The sequence below is a fragment of the Azospirillum sp. P4_B5 genome (genome assembly GCF_056402275.1).
Map to the genome: position 1 here is coordinate 1 of NZ_JBFUHT010000035.1, position 21,955 is coordinate 21,955.

General features: G+C 68.9%; 19 protein-coding genes and 1 pseudogene. 13 read left to right on the forward strand and 7 right to left on the reverse strand.

Going from position 1 to position 21,955, the window contains the following annotated elements; all coding sequences use genetic code 11:
* Positions 1 to 294, forward strand: a pseudogene (locus AC1DVI_RS23440) (iron ABC transporter permease); the annotation flags it as partial.
* A 112-nt stretch (positions 295 to 406) separates the two neighbouring features.
* On the opposite strand, the gene AC1DVI_RS23445 reads toward AC1DVI_RS23440, so the two are convergent.
* Positions 407 to 1,489 carry an ABC transporter ATP-binding protein gene (locus AC1DVI_RS23445; protein WP_476960014.1) on the reverse strand — a complete coding sequence of 361 codons (1,083 nt, stop codon included), beginning with the start codon at positions 1,487 to 1,489 and terminating at the stop codon, positions 407 to 409.
* 95 nt (positions 1,490 to 1,584) lie between these two features.
* Between AC1DVI_RS23445 and AC1DVI_RS23450 the strand changes: the two genes are divergently transcribed.
* The 3 genes from AC1DVI_RS23450 (at position 1,585) to AC1DVI_RS23460 (ending at position 5,370) form a co-directional block, all read left to right on the forward strand.
* Positions 1,585 to 2,694 carry an MBL fold metallo-hydrolase gene (locus AC1DVI_RS23450; protein ID WP_476960015.1) on the forward strand — a complete coding sequence of 370 codons (1,110 nt, stop codon included), beginning with the start codon at positions 1,585 to 1,587 and terminating at the stop codon, positions 2,692 to 2,694.
* A gap of 63 nt (positions 2,695 to 2,757) precedes the next feature.
* Positions 2,758 to 4,005: a cation:proton antiporter gene (locus AC1DVI_RS23455; protein WP_476960016.1), complete on the forward strand. Its 1,248-nt coding sequence runs from the start codon at positions 2,758 to 2,760 to the stop codon at positions 4,003 to 4,005.
* Positions 4,006 to 4,134: 129 nt separating this feature from the next.
* Complete coding sequence (locus AC1DVI_RS23460) at positions 4,135 to 5,370, forward strand: YeeE/YedE family protein (protein WP_476960017.1); 1,236 nt, start codon at positions 4,135 to 4,137, stop codon at positions 5,368 to 5,370.
* A gap of 19 nt (positions 5,371 to 5,389) precedes the next feature.
* Here AC1DVI_RS23460 and AC1DVI_RS23465 read toward each other — a convergent pair whose 3' ends face one another.
* The gene (locus AC1DVI_RS23465) at positions 5,390 to 6,292 is read right to left on the reverse strand and encodes a LysR substrate-binding domain-containing protein (protein WP_476960018.1); all 903 of its coding nucleotides are present in this window, start codon (positions 6,290 to 6,292) and stop codon (positions 5,390 to 5,392) included.
* A gap of 134 nt (positions 6,293 to 6,426) precedes the next feature.
* Between AC1DVI_RS23465 and AC1DVI_RS23470 the strand changes: the two genes are divergently transcribed.
* The 5 genes from AC1DVI_RS23470 (at position 6,427) to dgcN (ending at position 12,842) form a co-directional block, all read left to right on the forward strand.
* Positions 6,427 to 7,542: an S-(hydroxymethyl)glutathione dehydrogenase/class III alcohol dehydrogenase gene (locus AC1DVI_RS23470; protein WP_476960049.1), complete on the forward strand. Its 1,116-nt coding sequence runs from the start codon at positions 6,427 to 6,429 to the stop codon at positions 7,540 to 7,542.
* A gap of 7 nt (positions 7,543 to 7,549) precedes the next feature.
* Positions 7,550 to 8,401 (forward strand): S-formylglutathione hydrolase, encoded by an 852-nt coding sequence (fghA, locus tag AC1DVI_RS23475; protein ID WP_476960019.1) that lies wholly within the window; start codon positions 7,550 to 7,552, stop codon positions 8,399 to 8,401.
* Positions 8,402 to 8,545: 144 nt separating this feature from the next.
* Positions 8,546 to 9,523 carry a TAXI family TRAP transporter solute-binding subunit gene (locus tag AC1DVI_RS23480; protein WP_476960050.1) on the forward strand — a complete coding sequence of 326 codons (978 nt, stop codon included), beginning with the start codon at positions 8,546 to 8,548 and terminating at the stop codon, positions 9,521 to 9,523.
* A gap of 178 nt (positions 9,524 to 9,701) precedes the next feature.
* Positions 9,702 to 11,777, forward strand: coding sequence for a TRAP transporter permease (locus AC1DVI_RS23485; protein ID WP_476960020.1), 2,076 nt, complete (start codon positions 9,702 to 9,704; stop codon positions 11,775 to 11,777).
* 51 nt (positions 11,778 to 11,828) lie between these two features.
* Complete coding sequence (gene dgcN / locus AC1DVI_RS23490) at positions 11,829 to 12,842, forward strand: N-acetyltransferase DgcN (RefSeq protein ID WP_476960021.1); 1,014 nt, start codon at positions 11,829 to 11,831, stop codon at positions 12,840 to 12,842.
* 2 nt (positions 12,843 to 12,844) lie between these two features.
* Here dgcN and AC1DVI_RS23495 read toward each other — a convergent pair whose 3' ends face one another.
* A complete protein-coding gene (locus AC1DVI_RS23495) occupies positions 12,845 to 12,970 on the reverse strand; it encodes a hypothetical protein (RefSeq protein ID WP_454017610.1) in 126 nt (41 codons plus the stop codon).
* A gap of 1 nt (position 12,971) precedes the next feature.
* Between AC1DVI_RS23495 and AC1DVI_RS23500 the strand changes: the two genes are divergently transcribed.
* Positions 12,972 to 13,397 carry an NUDIX hydrolase gene (locus AC1DVI_RS23500; RefSeq protein ID WP_094304876.1) on the forward strand — a complete coding sequence of 142 codons (426 nt, stop codon included), beginning with the start codon at positions 12,972 to 12,974 and terminating at the stop codon, positions 13,395 to 13,397.
* Between the two features lie 15 nt (positions 13,398 to 13,412).
* Here the strand turns inward: AC1DVI_RS23500 and AC1DVI_RS23505 are convergent, their stop codons facing one another.
* The 3 genes from AC1DVI_RS23505 to AC1DVI_RS23515 all read right to left on the reverse strand — a co-directional run bounded on the left by AC1DVI_RS23505 (position 13,413) and on the right by AC1DVI_RS23515 (position 18,725).
* Positions 13,413 to 16,676: an efflux RND transporter permease subunit gene (locus AC1DVI_RS23505; protein WP_476960022.1), complete on the reverse strand. Its 3,264-nt coding sequence runs from the start codon at positions 16,674 to 16,676 to the stop codon at positions 13,413 to 13,415.
* Positions 16,677 to 16,690: 14 nt separating this feature from the next.
* On the reverse strand, positions 16,691 to 17,812 hold the full coding sequence (locus tag AC1DVI_RS23510) for an efflux RND transporter periplasmic adaptor subunit (protein ID WP_476960023.1): 1,122 nt from the start codon (positions 17,810 to 17,812) through the stop codon (positions 16,691 to 16,693).
* Positions 17,813 to 18,182: 370 nt separating this feature from the next.
* The gene (locus tag AC1DVI_RS23515; protein ID WP_476960024.1) at positions 18,183 to 18,725 is read right to left on the reverse strand and encodes a carboxymuconolactone decarboxylase family protein; all 543 of its coding nucleotides are present in this window, start codon (positions 18,723 to 18,725) and stop codon (positions 18,183 to 18,185) included.
* 120 nt (positions 18,726 to 18,845) lie between these two features.
* On the opposite strand from AC1DVI_RS23515, the gene AC1DVI_RS23520 reads away from it, so the two are divergent.
* Together AC1DVI_RS23520 and AC1DVI_RS23525 are read left to right on the forward strand one after the other, a co-directional pair.
* Entirely contained in the window at positions 18,846 to 19,655 is an 810-nt protein-coding gene (locus tag AC1DVI_RS23520; RefSeq protein WP_476960025.1) for an AraC family transcriptional regulator, read from the forward strand.
* A 146-nt stretch (positions 19,656 to 19,801) separates the two neighbouring features.
* Positions 19,802 to 20,404 carry a histidine phosphatase family protein gene (locus AC1DVI_RS23525; RefSeq protein ID WP_476960026.1) on the forward strand — a complete coding sequence of 201 codons (603 nt, stop codon included), beginning with the start codon at positions 19,802 to 19,804 and terminating at the stop codon, positions 20,402 to 20,404.
* Between the two features lie 127 nt (positions 20,405 to 20,531).
* Here the strand turns inward: AC1DVI_RS23525 and AC1DVI_RS23530 are convergent, their stop codons facing one another.
* Positions 20,532 to 20,804 carry a ribbon-helix-helix domain-containing protein gene (locus tag AC1DVI_RS23530; RefSeq protein WP_476960027.1) on the reverse strand — a complete coding sequence of 91 codons (273 nt, stop codon included), beginning with the start codon at positions 20,802 to 20,804 and terminating at the stop codon, positions 20,532 to 20,534.
* A 403-nt stretch (positions 20,805 to 21,207) separates the two neighbouring features.
* On the opposite strand from AC1DVI_RS23530, the gene AC1DVI_RS23535 reads away from it, so the two are divergent.
* Positions 21,208 to 21,915: a glutathione S-transferase family protein gene (locus AC1DVI_RS23535; protein WP_476960028.1), complete on the forward strand. Its 708-nt coding sequence runs from the start codon at positions 21,208 to 21,210 to the stop codon at positions 21,913 to 21,915.
* Positions 21,916 to 21,955 lie beyond the last annotated feature (40 nt).

A 21,955-nucleotide genomic window follows, 5' to 3' on the forward strand; every position in this document is an offset into this window, starting at 1 on the left:
GGCCCGCTGCGCCGCCTGCGCACCATCGTGGCGCCGCTGGTGGCGCCGGCGGCGGCGGCGGGCGGGGTGCTGGTGTTCCTGACGGCCTTCAACGAGCTGACCGTGTCGATCCTGCTGTGGTCGCAGGGGCGGGAGACGCTGGGCGTCGTCGTCTACGCGCTGGAGGAGGGCGGCAGCCCGACGCTCGCCGCGGCGCTGAGCGTGGTGACCATCGCGGTGGTGGTGACGGTGCTGCTGGCGGTCGGCTGGCTGGGCCGGCGGTTGCCGGCGGGGATCATTCCCTGGCGGGGGTGAGGCGTTCCTGAAACGGGCCCCCACCCAACCCTCCCCCGCTCCGCAGGGGAGGGCTTTTCTCCTCCCCCTGCGAAGCGGGGGGAGGTCGGGAGGGGGGCTTTAGGCCGCCACCTCACACCCCCTCCGGCACCACCCACCCATCGCGCACCGCGAGGCGCAGCGCTTCGCCCGGCGCGACCTGCGCGTCGCCGGACACCCGCAGCAGCAGGCGCACGCCCGGTGCCGCCTGGGGTTCGACCTCCACCAGCACGAATCCGCCCTTGTAGGCGGCGCGCACCACCGTCGCGGCGATGGGGCCGTTCACCGCCGGCTCCAGATCCTCGGGCCGCAGGCAGACCAGCGCCGGCCCCTCCGGCTGCCCGGCGCGGCAGCGGACCAGCGCCTCAGCCCCGAACAGGCGCACCCGCACCCGGCCGTCGGCGGCCGGCCCTGTCACCGCACCCTCCACCACCGCGCCCTGGCCGACGAAGCCGGCGACCATGCGCGTCGCCGGCTCGCGGTAGAGCGTCCGGGGCGCCGCCACCTGGGCCAGCCGCCCGTGGTCGAGCACCGCGATGCGCGTCGCCAGCGCCATGGCCTCGGCCTGATCGTGGGTGACGTAGACCATGGTGGCGCCGGTCTTGGCGTGGAAGTCGGCGAACTCCTCCTCCATCGCCGCGCGCAGATGCACGTCGAGGTTGGCGAGCGGCTCGTCCAGCAGCACCAGCTCCGGGCTCATCACGAGGCAGCGGGCCAGGGCGACGCGCTGCCGCTGGCCGCCCGACAGCTCGGCGGGGTGGCGGGCGTCGAAGCCCGACAGCCCCACCGTGTCGAGCGCGGCGCGGACCCGCTGCTCCCGCTCCGCGCGGGGAACGCGGGCGGTCTCCAGCGGGTAGGCGACGTTGCCGGCCACCGTCATGTGCGGCCACAGCGCGTAGGACTGGAAGACGAGGCCGATCCGCCGCTCCTCCGGCGGGACGTGGGTGCCGGGGCCGGACAGGGTGCGCCCGCCGACCGTGATGCGCCCGCCGTCCAGCCGCTCGAACCCGGCGACCATGCGCAGCAGCGTGCTTTTCCCGCAGCCCGACGGGCCGAGCAGGGCGAGGAACTCCCCCGCCGCCACGTCGATGGTCACGCCGTCAACCGCGGGGGCGGGCGTCCCGGCATAGTGGCGGGAGGCGTCGTCGATCAAGAGGGCGGGCGTCTGAGTGGTCATGGCACCGGAAGTCGCGCTATTCAGGAAGGCGGCGAGGGATAGGCACAGTGCGGAACGGGGGCGTGATGTCAAGTGACGCTGCTATGACGGGGGCAATGACGGGACGCGGACGCAAGGTCCGGCTGCGCGCCCTGTCGGGGCTGGGCAACAAGGGGCCGGCCTGCTTTCTGGCGATGATCGGCGGGGCGCGGCTGCTGCTCGACCTCGGCGAGGGGCCGGACGCCGGGCGCCTGCCGCCGCTGAGCGGGGCGGGGCGGGTGGACGCCATCCTGGTCACCCACACCCACGGCGACCATGCCGGCGCCCTGGGCCTGCGCCACCGGGTCGGCAGCCCGCCGGTCTACGCCACGCCGCTGGCCGCCTGCCTCCTGCCGCCGACCGTCGCAGCCTTGCCGCTGCCGGTGCGCGGAACGGTGGAGATCCAGGGCGTGCCGGTGACCACCGGGCGGTCCGGCCACGCGCCGGGCGGGGTGTGGATCCACCTGGGCACGGAGGATGGCGGGATTCTCTACATGGGCGACCATTCCGACGAGTCGGCCCTGTTCCCCTTCGACCCGCCGCCGCCGGCGCGGCGGGTGATCCTCGACGCCTCCTATGGGCTGGACGACACCCCGCAGGCGGAGCGGCTGGCCGCGCTGGAGCCCTTCCTCCACGCGGGCGGCGCTCTGTTCCCGGTGGCGGCGGACGGGCGCGGGCCGGAGATGGCCCTGTGGGCGATGGACCACGGCGTCGTCCCGGCCATCGACGACGCCCACCGCGCCGCCATCACCCATCTGTTGGCGGAGGCCGACACCGCCCTGCGGCCCGGCGCGGAGGAGCGGCTGCGCCGGCTGCTCGACCGCGCCAAGGAACCGGGCGACCCGCGCGACGTGACCTTCGCCGCCGGCCCCAACGCCACCAGCGGCACCGCCGCCGAGTTGGTGGAGCGCTGGGCCGGGGCGGGCGGGCTGGAGACAAGCGGACCGGACATCGTCTTCACCGGCTACCTCGCCGAGGGCACGCCGTCGCGGACGCTGGTCGATGTGGGCCGTGCCCGCTACCGGCGCTGGAACGTCCACCCGACGCTGCGCCAACTGACGGCGCTGGTGGCCGCCACGGGGGCGGAACTGGTGCTGCCCGCCTTCGGCGACATCCGGCACCGGGAGGGCTGGCGGGCCGCCTTCGCCCCGGCGATCCTGGAGGGGCTGGACGACCCGGAGGTCTGACGCGCGAGAGGAACGCGGCGGGCGCCCTGTTGGCATGGCTTGTCCCTTTGCCGACGGATGTTCATGGGCACGTTCGAGTTGCTGTCCATCCTGCTGACCCTGGCGGCGCTGTTCAGCTTCGCCAGCCGCGGCCTGCTCGGCCTGCCGGCGACGGCGGGGGTGTTCCTGCTGGCCTTCGGCTTCGCCTTCGCGACGGCGGTGGTCGGGACGTTGGTCCCGGCCATCGACATCCGCGCCTGGGAGGAGCGGCTGGTGACCAGCGCCCACCTGCCCGAAGCGCTGCTGGAGGGGGTGCTGGCCTTCCTGCTGTTCGCCGGGGCGGTGGAACAGGACAGCGGTACGCTGTGGCGGCGGCGCTGGGCAGTGGCGCTGCTGGCGACGCTGGGTGTCGTGATCTCGACCGCCGTCATGGGCACCGGCATGTGGCTGGTCTTCGACGCCATGGGCCAGCCGGTGCCGCTGATCTGGTGCCTGGTGCTGGGGGCGGCGCTGGCGCCGACCGACCCGGTGGCGGTGCTGGCCGTGCTGCGCAAGGCGCCGCTGCCGGAGGGGCTGCGCACCGCCATCGCGGGGGAGAGCCTGTTCAACGACGGCATGGGGGTGGTGCTGTTCGCCCTCCTGCTCGGGCTGGCCACCGGGACCGACACCGACCTCACGGTGACGGGCGTCGCCTGGGACATCGTGAAGGAGGCGGGCGGCGGCGCCCTGCTCGGGCTGGGTACCGGCTCCCTGGCCTTCTGGGCGAAGAGCCGGGCGGACGATCCGGCGGTGGAGCTGTCGATCTCGCTGGCCCTGGCGGCGGCGACCTACAGCCTCGCCCAACGGCTCGGCCTGTCCGGCCCGATCGCCGTCGTGGTGGCGGGACTGCTGATCGGCAACACCGCCAAGCACCATGTCTCGTCGGAGCGGACGGGCTTCATCATGAAGGCCTTCTGGGCGATGGTGGACGCCATCCTGAACGCCATCCTGTTCATGCTGGTCGGGCTGGAGGCGGCGGTGGTGCTGTCCTGGCAGGCGCCGGTGATGGTCGCGGCGTTCCTGGCGCCCCTGCTGGCGCTGGTGGCCCGGCTGGCGAGCGTGCTGCCCGTCGTGGCCGTCCATCTGCGCAGCCAGCGCAAGGCGGCGGCGACCGCCGTGCTGACCTGGGGCGGGGTGCGCGGTGGCATCGCCGTGGCGCTGGTCCTGTCTCTGCCCGACAACCCGCACCGCGACCTGCTGCTGGTCGCCTGCTACGCCGTCGTCGCCTTCACCATCATCGTGCAGAGCCTGACGCTCGGCCGGCTGGCCCGTCGCCTGTTCCCCGAGGGCTGACGGGTCATCCCGCGCAGGACAGGGATGCGCAGAACGGCCTTTCCTGTGGAAAGCATCCCATTATCTACTGAAGTCAATCAGGCAATCGCCTTTATCAACGTACAATTTTTGTTGTTTTGGAGTGTCGGGATGACGGACACGACTCTGGGCCGGGCGGCGGGTTCGGCCACGCTTCTGCCGGGGATCGACTGGCGGGTGGTCGCCGTGGCGCTGCTCGCCCTGGCGGGCGGCGGCCTGTGGATCGGCGACGCCGTGTCGGGGCGGCAGGCGGCGCTCTACCTGGTGGGCGGCGCGATGGGCCTCGTGCTCTACCACGCGCTGTTCGGCTTTACCTCCGCCTTTCGCGTCTTCATCGCCGACCGGTGCGGGGCGGGGCTGCGGGCGCAGATGGTCATGCTGGCCGTGGCCTGCGCGCTGTTCTTCCCGGTGCTGGCGGCGGGGACGCTGTTCGGCACGCCGGTGAAGGGGCTGGTGTCGCCGGTCGGCCTGTCGGTGGTGGCCGGCGCCTTCCTGTTCGGCATTGGCATGCAGTTGGGCGGCGGCTGCGCCTCGGGCACGCTGTTCACGGTGGGCGGCGGCAGCACGCGGATGGTCGTGACGCTGGCCTTCTTCATCGTCGGCTCGGTGCTGGGCGCCTATCACCTGCCCTGGTGGCAAGCGCAATGGACCGCCGCTCCGGTGTCGGTGGTCGCGGCCTGGGGCTGGCCGGTGGCGCTGGCGGTCAACCTCGCCATCTTCGCCGCGGTCTATGCCGGCACCCTCGCGCTGGAGAAGCGGCGCCACGGCCGCCTGGTCGAAGGCGCCCCGGTCAGGAGCGAGGGGCTGCGGCGCTTCCTGCGCGGTCCCTGGCCGCTGGTCTGGGGCGCGGTCGCTTTGGCGGTGCTGAACTTCGCGACGCTGGCGCTGGCCGGGCGTCCGTGGGGCATCACCTCGGCCTTCGCGCTGTGGGGCAGCAAGGGGCTGGCTGGGCTGGGCGTGGACGTCGCCTCCTGGCCCTTCTGGCAGGCCCCGGCCCAGGCCAGGGCGTTGCAGGACAGCGTGCTGGCCGACGTCACCTCGGTCATGGATTTCGGCATCATCCTGGGCGCGCTGCTCGCCGCCGGCTTGGCCGGCAAGTTCGCCCCGGTGTGGAAATTGCCGCTGCGGTCGCTGGTGGCAGCGGTGGTCGGCGGGCTGCTGCTCGGCTACGGCTCGCGCCTCGCCTACGGTTGCAACATCGGCGCCTATTTCAGCGGGATCGCGTCGGGTAGCCTGCACGGCTGGGTGTGGATTGTCGCGGCTCTGGCCGGCAATTATCTGGGCACCGCGCTGCGCCCGTTCTTCGGTCTGGAGGTCGAGCGCACGCCGCGCCAAACCGCTTGCTGAATGAGCGCCTGCTGACGGGTCAGCGGTATTCCGGCCGCCGGGCCAGCCCTTCCTTGAGATGCTGGATCAGCAGCCGCACCTTGGGCGACAGGTGGCGCTGCGGCGGGTAGACGGCCCAGACGGCGGTGTTGGGCGGGCGATGGGCTTCCAGCAGGGAGACCAGCCGCCCCGCCGTCAGTTGCTCCACCACATAGTAGTCGGGCAGCTGGCACAGCCCGAAACCGCGCAACGCCGCGTCGAGGACCGCCGTGCCGCTGTTGCACCGCCAGCGCCCCTGTGGCCGGAACAGCCATTCCGGGCCGCCATCCTCCAGCGATCCCGCATCGAAGGTCCAGCCGTCCGCGGTGCCGGTCAGGCAGTCGTGCTCGGCGAGGTCGGCCAGCCGGCGCGGCGTCCCGCGGCGCTCCAGATAGGACGGGGCGGCGCACAGATGCATGACCCGCGGCGCGATCCGCGTGGCGACGAGGCTGGAATCCATCAGCCGCCCCAGCCGCACCGCCAGATCCACCCCCTCATGCACCAAGTCCAGCCGGCGGTTGGTCAGCTCGATCTCGACGCGGAGCTGCGGGTGGCGCTCCAGGAAATCGTTCACCAGCGGCACCACGAACCGCTCGCCGTAGGCCACGGCGCAGGTCAGCCGCAGCAGGCCCTTGGGCTCCGCCTGGAGGTCGCTGACGGCGAGCAGCGCCTCGTCCCGCTCCTCGATCAGGCGGCGGCAGTGGGCGAGCAGGGAACGGCCCGCCTCGGTCAAGGTCACGCTGCGGGTGGTGCGGTAGAACAGGCGGGCCTGCAGCCGGTCCTCCAGCCGCGCCACCTGCCGGCTGACCTGCGAGGAGGAGATGCGCAGCCGCTCCGCCGCGCGGGAGAAGCCGCCGCACTCGGCGACCGCCACGAACTCGTCGATGCCATCCCAGCGGCTCACCCGTCAGACCCCCGATTCCGCGCCGATTATCCCCATACGGCAACAATCCTCTCCAACATTGCAGCGTTGTCAACGCGCGCGGAATGCTAACGTCGATCATCAAAGAAACGCGAACGCATGGAGACGGTGGGATGGTGAAGTCACGCGCGGCGGTGGCCTGGGAAGCGAAGCGCCCCCTGGAGATCGAAGAGGTCGAGGTCGCGGCGCCCAAGCAGGGCGAGGTTCTGGTGCGCATCGTCGCCACCGGCGTCTGCCACACCGACGCCTACACCCTGTCCGGCATGGATTCGGAGGGCGTGTTCCCGGCCATCCTGGGCCATGAGGGCGCCGGCATCGTGGAAGAGGTCGGGCCGGGCGTCACCTCCGTCCAGGTGGGCGACCATGTGATCCCGCTCTACACGCCGGAATGCGGCAAGTGCAAATTCTGCCTGTCCGGCAAGACCAACCTCTGTCAGGCGATCCGCGCCACCCAGGGCAAGGGGTTGATGCCGGACGGCACCAGCCGCTTCACGGTGAAGGGCCAGCCGGTGTTCCATTACATGGGCACCTCCACCTTCTCCGAGTACACGGTGTTGCCGGAGATCGCGGTCGCCAAGATCAACAAGGCGGCGCCGCTGGAGAAGGTCTGTCTGCTCGGTTGCGGCGTGACCACCGGGATGGGCGCGGTGCGCAACACCGCGAAGGTCGAGCCGGGCTCGACGGTGGCGATCTTCGGGCTGGGCGGCATCGGCCTGTCGGCGATCATCGGCGCCGTCATGGCGAAGGCGTCGCGCATCATCGGCATCGACATCAACCCCGACAAGTTCGAGATCGCCAAGCAGCTCGGCGCCACCGACGTGGTGAATCCGCAGGACTACGACCGCCCGATCCAGGAGGTGCTGGTCGAGATGACCGACGGCGGTGTCGACTACAGCTTCGAGTGCATCGGCAACGTGAAGGTGATGCGCGCGGCGCTGGAATGCTGCCACAAGGGCTGGGGCGAGTCGGTGATCATCGGCGTCGCCGGGGCGGGGGAGGAGATCAGCACCCGCCCGTTCCAGCTCGTCACCGGGCGCGTCTGGCGCGGCTCCGCCTTCGGCGGCGTGCGCGGCCGCTCGGAGCTGCCGGATTACGTGGAGCGCTACCTGAAGGGCGAGTTCGAGCTGGACACCTTCATCACCCACACCATGGGGCTGGAGGACATCAACCACGCCTTCGACCTGATGCACGAGGGCAAGAGCATCCGGTCCGTCATCCTCTACAACCCGTGAGGACCGGATGGAGTCGCAACTGACCCAGATCGCGGCGAACCGCTGCTTCGGCGGCTGGCACAAGCGCTTCCGGCACCGCTCCGCGGTGCTGGACTGCGACATGGTCTTCGCCGTCTATCTGCCGCCGCCGGCCGAGTCGGCCAAGGTGCCGGTGTTCTACTGGCTGTCCGGCCTGACCTGCACCGATGAGAACTTCATGCATAAGGCCGGCGCCATGCGGATGGCGGCGGACCTCGGCATCGCCATCGTCGCGCCGGACACCAGCCCGCGCGGTCCCGACGTGCCCGGCGACCCGGACGGCGCCTGGGACTTCGGGCTGGGCGCCGGATTCTACGTCAACGCGACGCGGGAGCCGTGGGCGAAGCACTACCGCATGCACGACTATGTGGTGCGGGAGCTGCCGGAACTGGTCGAGGCGGAGCTGCCGGTGACGGACCGGCGTTCCATCGCCGGCCATTCCATGGGCGGGCACGGCGCGCTGGTCTGCGCGCTGCGCAACCCCGGCCGCTACCGCGCCGTGTCGGCCTTCGCGCCGATCGGCAACCCGGCCAGCGTGCCGTGGGGCGAGAAGGCGTTCGAGCGCTTCTTCGGCACCGACTACGCGGCGTGGCTGGAGTGGGACAGCTGCGCCCTGCTGGGCCGCGCCACGGAGAAGCTGCCGATCCTGGTGGACCAGGGCGACGCCGACAGCTTCCTGGAGAAGCAGCTGAAGCCGGAAAACCTGCAGCGGGCGGCGGAGGCGGCGGGCCACCCGCTGACCCTGCGGATGCAGCCGGGCTACGACCACAGCTACTTCTTCATCGCCAGCTTCATCGACGACCATCTGCGCCACCATGCGGCGGCGCTGCTGAAGGACTGACGCGTTTCGTCCGGACATACGGCCCACCCATTCCCGGAATGGGCCGTATGACGGGACAGGACACCCATACGTATCGACAAGCCTCCTACCCAAAGGCATGATTTCGTTACGACGCGAAATAAATGGGAGGTTGTCGTGAAGTTCATGTCCAAGACCCGCCGTCTGGCCTTCGCAGCCGTCGCGGGTGCGGTCGCCATCGGCGCCACCATCGCCGTGGCGCAGACGCCGGCCTTCTTCCGCATCGGCACGGGCGGCACCGCCGGCACCTACTATCCGGTGGGCGGCCTGATCGCCAACGTCATCTCCGGCACCAACGGCGGCGTGCCCGGTCTGGTGGCCACCGCCGTGGCCTCCAACGGGTCGGTCGCCAACATCAACGCGATCAACGGCGGCTCCTCCGAGTCGGGCTTCTCGCAGTCGGACGTCGCCTATTGGGCCCACACCGGCACCGGTCTGTTCGAGGGCAAGGGCAAGGTGGAGGACCTGCGCGTCATCGCCACGCTCTACCCGGAAACCATCCATCTGGTCGCCCGCAAGGACGCCAACATCAAGTCGGTCGCCGACCTGAAGGGCAAGCGGGTGTCGCTGGACGAGCCGGGCTCGGGCACGCTGGTCGATGCGCGCATCGTGCTGGGCGCCTTCGGCCTGACCGAGAAGGACGTGAAGGCGGAGTATCTGAAGCCGGGTCCGGCCGGCGACCGCCTGCGCGACGGCGCGCTGGACGCCTATTTCTTCGTCGGCGGCTACCCGACCGGCGCCATCTCCGAACTCGCGACCTCGTCGGGCATCTCGCTGGTTCCGATCACCGGGCCGGAAGTCGACAAGATGCTGGGCCAGTACCAGTTCTTCGCCAAGGACACGGTTCCGGCCAGCACCTACAAGGACGTTCCGGAGACGGCGACCATCTCCGTCAACGCCCAGTGGCTGACCAGCGCCAAGCAGCCGGACGACCTCGTCTACAACATCGTCAAGACGCTCTACAACGAGAAGAGCCGCGCCGCGCTCGACGCCGGCCACGCCAAGGGCAAGCTCGTCACGCTGAAGAACGCCACCTCGGGCCTCGGCATCCCGCTGCATCCGGGTGCGGAGAAGTTTTACAAGGAACAGGGCGTCCTGAAGTAAGGCTGCGGTTTGCTGCCGATTTTCAATACCGCATCCGAGCCAACATAGCCCTCTCCCCCCTGGGGAGAGGGTGGCCCGAAGGGCCGGTGAGGGGGATGCGCCTTTGTTGAACGTCCCGACACGCGCAACCCCCTCACCCTAACCCTCTCCCCAGAGGGGAGAGGGGAATGGAGCATCCATGACCGATACCCATCGCGACCCGCCGCCCGACATCCGGCTGGAGTCCGCGTCCATGGAACTCGACGAGGCCAAGGCGCGGGAGCTGGAGGAGAAGTTCGACTCCGAAATCCGCTTCCGGCCGCTGTCGCCGCTGGCGGGACATCTGGTCGGCGGCCTGCTGATTATTCTGTCGCTGTTCCACTACTACACCGCGGGGTTCGGCCTGCTGGCGGAGATGGAGCACCGCGGCATCCATCTGTCCTTCGTGCTGGGCCTCGTCTTCCTGGTCTTCCCCTTCACCAAGCGCGGCTATGGCGAGCCGGTGATGGGCACGCTGCTGCGCCCGCTCGGCATCGGCCTCCAGGATTGGGCGCTGGCCATCGGCGCGGTGGTCGCGGTGATGCACGTCCCGCTGATCCCGCTCGACGATCTGGCCTTCCGCGTCGGCAACCCGACCACCACCGACGTGATCCTCGGTTCCATCCTGATCATCGTGCTGCTGGAGGCGACCCGCCGGTCGGTTGGCTGGCCGCTGCCGATCATCGCGTCGATCTTCATGCTCTACGCGATCTGGGGACCACAGATGCCGGGGCTGCTGAAGCATCCCGGCGCGACGATCTCGCAACTTGTCGATCACCTGTACCTGACGACGCAGGGCATCTACGGCATCGCACTCGGCGTGGTGGCGACCTACGTCTTCCATTTCGTGCTGTTCGGCGTCTTCGCCACGCGCATCGGGCTGGGTCAGCTCTTCCTCGACTGCGCGGCCTGGGTGGCCGGGCGCTACGCGGGCGGTCCGGCCAAGGTCGCCATCTTCGGATCGGCGCTGTTCGGCATGATCTCCGGCTCGTCGGTCGCCAACACGGTGACGGTGGGCTCGCTGACCATCCCGGCGATGAAGCGGCTGGGCTACAAGCCGCATTTCGCCGCCGCCGTGGAATCGACGGCCTCGACGGGCGGGCAGATCACCCCGCCGATCATGGGGGCCGCCGCCTTCCTGATGATCGAATTCCTGGGCCTGCCCTACACGACGATCATACTGGCGGCCATCGTCCCGGCCTTCATGCATTTCTTCGGCGTGCTGGTTCAGGTGCATCTGGAAGCCAAGCGCAACGGTCTGCGCGGCCTGCGCCCGGACGAGATGCCGGACCTGAAGGAAGCCTTCCGCCGCGACTGGCCGACGGTCATCCCGCTGGTGGTGCTGATCGGCATCCTGATCGCCGGCTACACCCCCTATCTGGCGGCCTTCTGGGGCATCACCCTGTGCATCGCGGTCGGCCTGCTGAACCCGCGCAAGCGCATGACCATCCGGGAGGTTCTGGACGGCCTGCGCGACGGCGCCAAATACGCGCTGGCGGTCGGCGCCGCCGCCGCTTCCGTGGGCATCATCGTGGGCGTGGTCACGCTGACCGGCGTCGGCTTCAAGATCTCCTACATCGTCACCTCCACCGCCGGCGAGATGGCCGGGGTGCTCGGCGCCTTCCTGCCGGGCTGGCTGGCCGACGTGAAGGGGCTGACGCTGCTGTTCACGCTCGTCATGACCGGCATCGTCTGCATCCTGATGGGTTGCGGCATCCCGACGACGGCCAACTACATCATCATGGCGACCATCGCCGCGCCGGCGCTGGGGCTGCTGGGCGTGGCGCCGATCGTCGCGCACTTCTTCGTCTTCTATTACGGCGTGCTGGCGGACATCACGCCGCCGGTCGCGCTGGCCGCCTACGCGGCGGCGGGCATGGCGGGAGCGGACCCCTTCAAGACCGGCAACACCGCCTTCCGGCTGGGTCTGGCGAAGGCTCTGGTGCCCTTCGTCTTCGTCTTCTCGCCGTCGCTCCTTCTGGTGGCGCCGGGCTTCACCTGGCCGGACTTCCTCATCGCCTTCTTCGGTTGCATCGTCGGCATCGTCTGCCTGGGCGCCACGCTCACCGGCTGGCTGCTGACCACCATGCGGACCTGGGAACGGGTGCTGCTGGGGTTTGCTGCCATCCTGCTGGTCGCGCCGGAGCTGTATTCGTCGCTGCTGGGGCTGGCGCTGATCGTGCCCGTCCTGCTCCGCCAGATGTCCGCCCGACGCCTGACGCCGGAAACGGCCTGAGCCCCGAAGCCGCCTGACAAGAACAACCGGTCTCTTCGAGAGGACCCGATCATGAACATTCCCCATCCCTACCTGATGTTCCTGGGCGACGTGCAGGACCAGCTCGGCGCCAAGACGGCGCAGGGCATCGTGGACTGGCGGCGCGACTGGTGCCTCGGCCAGATCCGGCTGGAGGGCTGCAAGGCCGACCTCGGCATTCCCGACATGACCATCGCGGAGGCGGCGGGGCAGGGCGCCCGCACGCTGGTGGTCGGCGTGGTGAACGCCGGCGGCGTCCTGCCGGAGCATTGGACGAGCATCATCGTCCAGGCCATCGAGGCCGGCATGGACGTGGCGAGCGGCCTGCACACCCGATTGGAAAGCATCCCGGCCATCGCCGACGCGGCGGCGCGCCATGGCCGCCAACTCTTCAACGTGCGCCATTCCGACGAGCGCTTCGCCACCGGCAAGGGGACCAAGCGTCCAGGCCGGCGGCTGCTGACGGTCGGCACCGACTGCTCCGTCGGCAAGAAATACACCGCGCTGGCACTGGAGAAGGAAATGCGCGCCCGCGGCATGGACGCGGATTTCCGCGCCACCGGCCAGACCGGCGTCTTCATCTCCGGGCGCGGGGTCGCCATCGACGCGGTGGTGGCGGACTTCATCTCCGGCGCGGTGGAGTGGATCGCCCCGGCGGCCGATCCGGCCCATTGGGACCTGATCGAGGGGCAGGGCTCGCTCTACCACCCGTCCTTCGCGGGCGTGTCGCTGGGGCTGCTGCACGGCGCCCAGCCGGACGCCTTCGTCGTCTGCCACGAGCCGACCCGGACCACCATGCGCGGCGTGCAGCACCCGCTGCCGTCGATCCAGGAGGTCATCGACCTGACGATCCGCTGCGGGCAACTGACCAACCCGGCCATCCGCCCGGTCGGAATCGCCATCAACACCAAGGCTTACGGCGAGGATGAGGCACGCGCCTGCCTGGAGGCGGCGGCCAAGGCCCATGGCCTTCCGGCCAGTGACCCTATCCGGTTTGGCGTAGGCGAAATTATTGACCGTCTGACGGAAGAATTTGCCACTGAGTAACGTTAATAGGGGATGATCATGATGACGATGGGCGGCACGAAGCACAGCCGCCCATCGTCATAAGAATGATCGCCCGCCATCCCGTTCAGCCGAATTGGATCGCGGGTCCGGCCTTCCCACTTGGACATGATGAGCAGCCGCACTCCCGCCACCCAATACGCCGCCCTTCCTTTCCGCCTTCGCAACGGTCGGCCGGAAATCCTTCTGGTCACGTCGCGGGAAACCAAGCGGTGGATCATCCCCAAGGGGTGGGCGGAGGAGGGCGTGAAGCCCTGCGCCATGGCGGCGCGGGAGGCCTACGAGGAAGCCGGCGTGCGGGGCACCGTCGATCACCGGCCCTTCGGCAACTTCCGCTACATGAAGCGGCTGAGCGTCAACAAGTCGGTGCTGTGCGCGGTGACCGTCTTCCTGCTGGAAGTCGACGAGGTGCTGGACGAGTGGCCCGAGAAGGGCCAGCGCGAGCGCCGTTGGCTGACCCCGTCCCAGGCCGCCCTGGCCGTGGGGGAAAGCGGCCTCGTGGAGATGCTGCTGCGGCTGGGCATTCCGCCGGACTGAGCCCGTCCGGCGGGCTTACCGATCGGGAGCGGATGTCCCTGGAACCTCCTCGCCGGCCCGACGGTACCCTCCGGATCGGTTGGTGTCCGTGCCGGATTGGGGATGGACAGGCTGCTCATCCGTGCTTGGGGACGGATGCTGGTTGACGGCCAGCGGCCCGCTGAACAGGCCGCGGATCACCGTGTAGAACACCGGGGTGAAGATCAGGCCGAACAGGGTGACCCCCAGCATCCCCATGAACACCGCGGTGCCCAGCGACTGACGCATCTCCGCCCCCGCCCCTTGCGCGATCATCAGCGGCACGACCCCCAGGATGAAGGCAAAGGACGTCATCAGGATCGGGCGAAGCCGGGTGCGCGCCGCCGCGACGGCAGCCTCGAAGCGGTCCTTGCCCTCGAACAGCTCGTTCTGGCGGGCGAACTCGACGATGAGGATGGCGTTCTTGGCGGCCAGCCCGACCAGCACGACGAACCCCACCTGCGCCAGGATGTCCACCGCCAGCCCGCGCATCAGCAGGCCGGTCACCGAGGCCAGCAGGCACATCGGCACGATCAGGATGACCGACAGCGGCATCGCCCAGCTCTCGTACTGCGCCGCCAGCACCAGGAAGACGAAGACGACGGACAGCCCGAACACCAGCAGGCCGGTGTTGCCCGCGGCCTTCTCCTGATAGGCCAGCTCGGTCCATTCGAAGCCGAAACCGTCGGGCAGGGTGTCGGCCGCCGCCTTCTCCATCGCCGCCAGCGCGTAGCCGGTGGAGAAGCCGGGCAGCGTGTTCCCCTGAAGCTCCGCCGCCGGATAGAGGTTGTAGCGGGCGACGCGGTAAGGGCCGGTGATGTTCTGGAACTCCGCCACCGCGCCGATCGGGACCATGTCGCCCTGCGCGTTGCGGGTCTTCAGGTTGGCGATGTCGCGCGGGGTCTGGCGGAACCGCCCGTCGGCCTGCGCGGTCACCCGGTAGGTGCGGCCCAGCAGGTTGAACTCGTTGACGAAGGCGGAGCCGACGTAGATCTGCAGCGCCTCGAACACCTGATCGGCGGTGACGCCCAGCATTTCCGCACGCTGGCGGTCGATGTCGGCGAAGACCTTCGGCGTCTTGGTGTTGAACAGCGAGAACACGCCGACGAGGCCCGGGATGCGGTTCGCCGCGCCGGACAGCTCGTTCACCGCTTCCTCCAGCGCGGGCAGGCCGCGGCCCCGCTTGTCCTCGACCATCATCTTGAAGCCGCCGGAATTGCCGATGCCGCGCACCGGCGGCGGCGGGATGGTGATGATGAAGGCGTCCTCGATGGTGCCCAGCCGGGTCCGCAGGTCGCCCAGCACGGACTCCGCGGTCTGGCCCTTCGGGATGCGGTCCGCGAAGGGGGCGAGGGTGACGAAGATCGCCCCGGCGTTCGGCGCGTTGGTGAAGGTGGCGCCGTCGAAGCCGGCGAAGGGCACGGCGTGGATCACCCCCGGCGTCTTCAGCAGCGTGTCGACCGCGGTGCGCACCACCTCGTCCGTGCGGGCCAGCGACGAGCCGGGCGGCAACTGCACCACCGTGATGAGATAGCCCTGGTCCTGGTTCGGGATGAATCCGGTCGGCGCCCGGCTGAACTGCCACGCCGTCAGGGCGAGCAGCACCCCGTAGACCGCCAGCACGATCACCGGCAGCCGCACCAGCCGCCCGGTCAGCCCGGCATAGCCGTTGGACAGCCGGTCGAAGCCGCGGTTGAAGCCGCGGAAGAAGGCGTGGACCGGGCGCGTCAGCGGCGACGGCTTGGGCGGGTGCTCCTCGTGCGGCTTGAACAGCAGCGCGCACAGCGCCGGGCTGAGGGTCAGCGACACCAGGCAGGAGATCACCGTGGCGGTCGCGATGGTCACCGCGAACTGGCGGAAGAACTGGCCGGAGATTCCGCTGACCAGGGCGGCCGGGATGAACACGGCGGTGAGCACCAGGGCGATGGCGATCAGCGCGCCGCCGACCTCGTTCATCGTCTCGTGCGCGGCGTCCTTGGGCTTCATGCCCTGGCGGATGAAGCGCTCCACATTCTCCACCACGACGATGGCGTCGTCCACGACGATGCCGATCGCCAGCACCAGCCCGAACAGCGACAGGGTGTTCAGCGAGTAGCCCAGCGCCGCCAGCACCGTGAAGGTGCCGATCAGAGAGACCGGAATCGCGGCGATCGGCACGATGGAGGCGCGCCACGTCTGGAGGAACAGGATGACGACAAAGACGACCAGCGCCACGGCCTCGAAGATCGTCTTGTAGACCTCCTCCACGGACTGCGCGATGAACTCCGTCGGGTTGTAGACCACATCGTAGCGCATCCCGCTGGGGAAGCCCTTGGACAGGTCCGCCATGGTTGCCAGGATGCGGTCGGCGGTTTCCAGCGCGTTGGAGCCCGGCCTCTGGAAGATGACCAGCGGCACCGCCTGCTGACGGTCCAGATAGGCGTTGAGGTTGTAGTCCTGCGCCCCCAGCTCGACCCGAGCCACGTCGCGCAGGCGGGTGACCGCGGAGCCCTCGGTCTTGACGATGATGTTGCCGAACTCGCGCGGGTCGGTCAGGCGGCCCAGCGTCTCGACGTTGAGCTGGAAGGCGCCGGGGGTCGGCACCGGCGGCTGGTTGATGACGCCGCCCGACACCTGGACATTCTGCGCCTGGATCGCCCGCACCACGTCGCCGGCGGTCAGGCCGCGCGCCGCCACCCGGTCGGGGTCGAGCCAGACGCGCATGGCGTAGTCGCGGGCGCCGAACACCTGGATGTCGCCCACCCCGTCAAGGCGTGCCAGCACGTCCTTGATCTGCAGAAGCGCGTAGTTGGACATGTAGAGCTGGTCGCGTGATCCGTCCGGCGAGTTCAGGTGGATCACCATCAGCATGTCGGGCGAGTTCTTGCGCACCGTCACGCCGATGCGCCGCACGTCCTCCGGCAGGCGGGGCTCGGCCACGGCGAGGCGGTTCTGCACCAGCACCTGCGCGGTGTCCAGGTCGGTGCCCAGCTTGAAGGTGATGGTGAGCTGGAGGCGCCCGTCGCTGGTCGCCTGTGAGGCCATGTAGAGCATGTCCTCGACGCCGTTGACCTCCTGCTCGATGGGAGCGGACACGGTGTCGGCGACCACCTGCGCCGACGCGCCGGGGTAGGTCGCGTTGACCACGATGGTCGGCGGGGCGATCTCCGGGTACTGCGCGACCGGCAGGGTCAGATAGGCGAAGACCCCGATCAGCGTGATGAAGATGGACAGGACCGCCGCGAAGATCGGCCGGTTGATGAAGAAGTGCGAGAGGTTCATGGTGCCGGCTCCGCTCAACCGGCCGGCGGTTTCGGCGGCTCGATCCGTCCGGCTTGCGGGGTTACCTTGGCGCCCGGCCGGGCCCGGACGAGGCCGTTGATGATGACCTTGTCCGTCTCGTCCAGTCCGGAGCGCACGACGCGCAACCCGTCCTCGATTGGGCCGAGGCGCACGGGCTTCGGCACCACCGTGCCGTCGTCGGCGACCGTCAGGACGATCTTGTTGGCTTGGTCGCTGACCACGGCCTGATCGGGAATCAGAGTGGCGGTGTAGCGGTCGGACCCTGGCAGGCGCAGCCGCCCGAACTGGCCGGGTGTCAGCAGCAGCGACGGGTTGGGAAAGACGGCGCGGGCACGGATGGTGCCGGCGCCGGGGCTGACCTGATTGTCGATGAAGTTCAGCGTGCCCTTCAAGGGCCAGCTCTGCTCGTCGAACAGGCGGCCTTCGACCTCGACGCCGCCGTCGCGTTGCGATTTCAGCGCGCCGCGCGCCGCCGCGCGCTGGTAGGCGAGGTAGTCGGACTCGCTCATATCGAAGGTGAAATAGATCGGATCGAGCGAGACGATGGTGGTCAGCAGGGTCGCCGTGCCGCTGTCCCCGCCGACGACGAGGTTGCCGACGCTGACCTCGCGCCGGCTGATGCGGCCGGCGATCGGGGCGGCGATGCGGGTGAAGTTCAGGTTCAGCTCCGCCGTCCGGACGGCGGCCTTCGCCACCTCGACCCCGGCGGCGTCGACGCGGACCTGCTGCTGGCGCTCGTCGAACACGCTGGCCGCGACGTTGTCGCTGCGCCGCAGCTCCGACGCGCGGGCGAGCTGGCGGTTCGACAGGTCCAGCTTGGCTTCGGCCTGCTGCTGCTCGGCCCGCGCCGAGGCCAGGGCCGCCTCGAACGGCCGCGGATCGATGACGAACAGCGGATCGCCCTGTTTGACGAGCTGGCCGTCCTGGAACGCGATGGAGTCGAGGTAGCCGCTGACCCGCGCTCGGATTTCCACGAAGTCCACCGCCTGGAACTGGCCGGTGAACTCGTCCCATTCGACGATTTCCTTGCGCAGCGGCGGGCTGACCGTCACCGGCGGCGGTGCGTTCTGGGCGGTCTCGGCGGCATGGGCGCGATGGCCGGATGGGCCTGCCATTCCCAGGCCACCGACCGCCGCGATGGCGATAAGGAGCATCGCCGGACCGGCCTTCATCCAGGATGCGGCTTTGCTTGTCCCCACCACCATCATGGCCGCCTTCGCTCCCGCTTCAGGAACATCGATGGTTGCATGGATCGGCAGAGTTCCACAGCGCGCGAAAGCTGCGGCTGCCACCCATTATAAAAGGGAAGAGTGACGCCGAACGGCCAGACCGGATGGAGTCAAAAGGCGTTGCCGGCCGTCTGCATGGTTGCTCGTTCTTATGTTTCGCGTTTGCGCGCCCCCGTCAGCGCTCTCGCAGGGACACTATGATTGGAGCGGGGCATGGCGGAAATGCAGATCATGCCGCGTTCCGGATCAGTTCCGATCAGGCCGGAAGGGCCGGCGCCCTGGGGAAGTCGAGGTCGGTTTCGATCAGGTTGTTGGCGTAGTTGGTCAGGATGCCGCCGACGGTGTTGGCCAGCACCTCCAGGATGATGGCGTCGTCCAGCCCGGCGGTCCGAACGGCCTCGAGCACCACCGTCGGGACGCGCCCACGGTTGTCCAGGATGGACCGGGCCAGCGTCACGATGGCGTTCGAGCGCGGGTCCTCCGGTTGGCCGGCGCGCGCCGCCAGCACCTCCGTCTCGCTCAGCCCGACGGCTTTGCCGCTCAGGCTGTGGGCGGAAAGGCAGTAGTCACAGCCGTTCGCCTGCGCGACCGCCAGCGCGATGCGCTCCCGATCCTTGGCGGACAAGGCGCCTCCGGCCAGGGCGCCGGTGATGGCGAGATAGCTGCCGAGCGCCGCGGGGGACTGCGCCAGGGTGGCCAGCACGTTCGGCACCTTGCCGATCTTCGCCTTGATGGCGGCGAGTTGCGGGGCGACGGCGGCGGGCGGGTTGCTGCGGTCGACGGGAATGATGCGGGCCATGGGGGCTGTCTTTCCAATTCGGTGAGGCGACCCGATGCCGCCTCGACATGGGCGGAGAATAGACATACGTTCAGCAACAGATCGTCCGAGTTTGTTTGCAGATCGTCCGAGAAGCCCGCCATGAACCAGCCGGACCGTTTGGCTGCCGCCTTGCAGCGTGTGCGCATCACCGCGCGGGTGTTTCACGCCGGCGGCTTCTGCGGGACGGGCGCCGTGCTGGGTGAGCGCGCCGGTGGTCATCTTCACCTGCTGCGGGGCGGGCGTCTCGGTCTGGAGAGCGGTCATGGGCAACTCATCGACGTGATGGGGCCTGCAGCCATCCTCCTGCCACGGGCACACCGTCACCACCTCACCACCGACCTCGATGAACGCGGCGATGCGGACACGGTCGATCTCGTCTGCGCCGACATCGACCTTGGTGGCCTGCGCAACCCGTTGGAGCATGGACTGCCCGACGTCATGGTTGTTCCGCTCGATCAGGCGCAGCCCCTGGCCGCGGTGTTGGAGTTGCTGTTCGGCGAAGCGGCGGGGCAGGGCTGCGGCCGTCAGGTCGTCCTGGATCGGCTGGCGGAGGTCGCGATCGTCCATGTGCTGCGCCATGCCATTGAACGGGCGGACGGCCGCACGGGATTGCTGGCCGGATTGGCCCATCCCGCGCTGTCCCGCGCGCTGGTCCGGCTGCATGAGCAACCGTCGGCGGCCTGGACCCTGGAACGCATGGCGGACGAGGCCGGCATGTCGCGCAGTGTCTTCGCGGAAACCTTCGCCGGGGTGGTGGGCATGACGCCGGGCCTCTATCTGCGGAACTGGCGCCTTCAGTTGGCGAGAGCCCGGCTGGGCGAGGGGGCAACGCTGAAGCAGGCGGCTCGCGAGGTCGGCTATGCCAGCCATGCCGCGCTGTCGCGGGCCCTGTCGGCAAGCGTGTCGTAGAGAGCCGCTCCAGGGGTGGGACGTCCCGGATGCGAGACACGGCGACGCCGTCTGGTGGCAGAGTGGCGGGCCGCAAGGCGGCCTGGGCTTTCGGCTCGCCGGACCAATATTGACCTCATCAATTTGCCATCAACCGCGATGGTCCGATGCCGAAGCCGCTCCGCCGCAGGTCGCTTGCCCTCATCGCCATTGCCCACATGGCCAGTGCCGTTTTGATCGCGTGTTCCGCTTCGGTGGGTTCGGCCGCTGATCCTGGCAAGGCCGATCCAAGGGGACTGATCATCCTCATGAGGCACGCGGAGGCGCCGGGAGTCGGCGACCCACCGAATTTTCAACTCCGCGACTGTGCGACCCAGCGCAACCTCGACGCGAACGGTCGCGAGCAGGCCCGGCGGGTCGGTGATCGGCTGCGCAGCCTCACTGTCGGGGAGGCCACGGTCTATTCAAGCCAATGGTGTCGATGCCTGGAAACGGCGCGGCTTCTCGATGTTGGGGCGGTGCAGGAACTTCCGGTGCTCAACTCCTTCTTCGAGCGGCGTGAGGAGCAGGATGCGCAGATGGCCTCGTTGCGCCGTTTTCTGGCGGGGCTGCCTGCCGATGGTGCGCCGGTCGTGCTGGTGACGCATCAGGTGGTTGTGACCGCGTTGACCGGCGTCTTCCCGGCGTCCGGAGAATCGGTTCTCCTGCGGGCAAACGGGACGAACAAGCCGACCATCGAGGAGCGCATCGAGACCGACGGCTCCAGATAGACGGTTGGCGCGTAGAAGCCTTCGGGCCACGGCGCCAGCACCGTGACCGTGCGCCTGGGCAACATCGGATGGACCCGGGCGCCATCCGGGCGCGCTACGCGCCCCAGGCCGGCCAGGAATGCCCCTGTTACTCCGCCGCCATGGCCAGGGGGGTGTAGGAGAATTCCTGCGGTTTTGACGTGGCCGCCCTAAAATATTCCAGTACGTAGACCCGTACGGCGCTGGACAGGTTGCTGGCATCCACAGCCTCCACCCGCTCGGCGAGGCGATTGCACAGTTCGCCCACGGTCAGGCTTTCTCTCTGCGCGATTTCCTCCAACCCCTCCCAGAAGGCGGCCTCCAGCCGCATGCTGGTGCGCTTTCCGGCGACATAGACGTTTCTGAGCTTCTTCGATGACATGGCAGGACCATTGCGCGACAGGTTGCACTCTTATGTGTGAAGCGTCGCGGAGTCCGAGCCGAAAAACATGTGATGAACTTCACATAAATCGCAGAGGACCATGCCGCGGCGCCACAATGACACAGCGGGGCGGCTACCGGTTCAATTGCAGAAGCCGCGCTTACAGGTGGCCCTCCTGGGCTTGGATTCGCCCCGCCTCAGCGCCGGGCGTCGCATCGGCCACCCGTCTGGTTGCTCCTCATTTCGCACCGGCCAGTGCCGCCCCCTGTTCCGATGACCGGATATCCAACAGTTCCCACTCCATGCCAAGCTGAACGGCGGGCCGAAGGGCATGGCGTCGTGGCCGATCTCCTTTGGTACCGGATCGAAGCCCCAGCCGGGCTGCAAGCGGACGGAGCCGGCTATGATCACGCTGTACACCTACCCCCACCTTTATGGCTTGGCGGACAACAACCCCTACGGCCTCAAGGTTGTGGCGTTTCTGCGCCTGTGTGGATTGTCCTATCGGCAAGAGCATGTCATCGACGTCCATGACGCCCCCCGCGGGCAATTGCCGTATATCCTGGATGGCAGAACTGTGGTCGGAGACAGCGATCTCATCATCGCGCACCTGATCCGACAACACCGTCTGCCGATCGATGATGACCTCAGTGAGGCCGAACGACGCATTGACCATATGATCCGGCGCACACTCGACGACTTGTATTGGGTAATGTCCTACTCACGGTGGTCCGATGTACGGTTCTGGCCCTTGTTTCGGGACCAGTTGCTCAACACGCATCCAGACATCACTGAGGCATTGCTTGAGGCGGCACGGCAGTACAACCTGAAACGCTACCATTTCCAGGGCATCGGCCGTTACGATACCGACCAAATCTACAACCGCGGTCTCACTGACCTGGACGTTATCGCGGGCACCTTGGCGGACCGGCCTTTCCTGTTCGGCGCCACTCCACACAGCATCGACACGGCGCTGATGGGCTTCCTGCCCAACATTTACCGGTACGAGATCGACACGCCGTTGCGCGCGTTTGTCGCGGCACAGCCCAACCTGACCGATTTCTGCCGGCGCACGGCTCCCTTGGTGAGTTTGGCACCATCCGCACAGTGAGCGCTTGCGGCTGGCGAGACCGTACGGGAACCAGCATCAC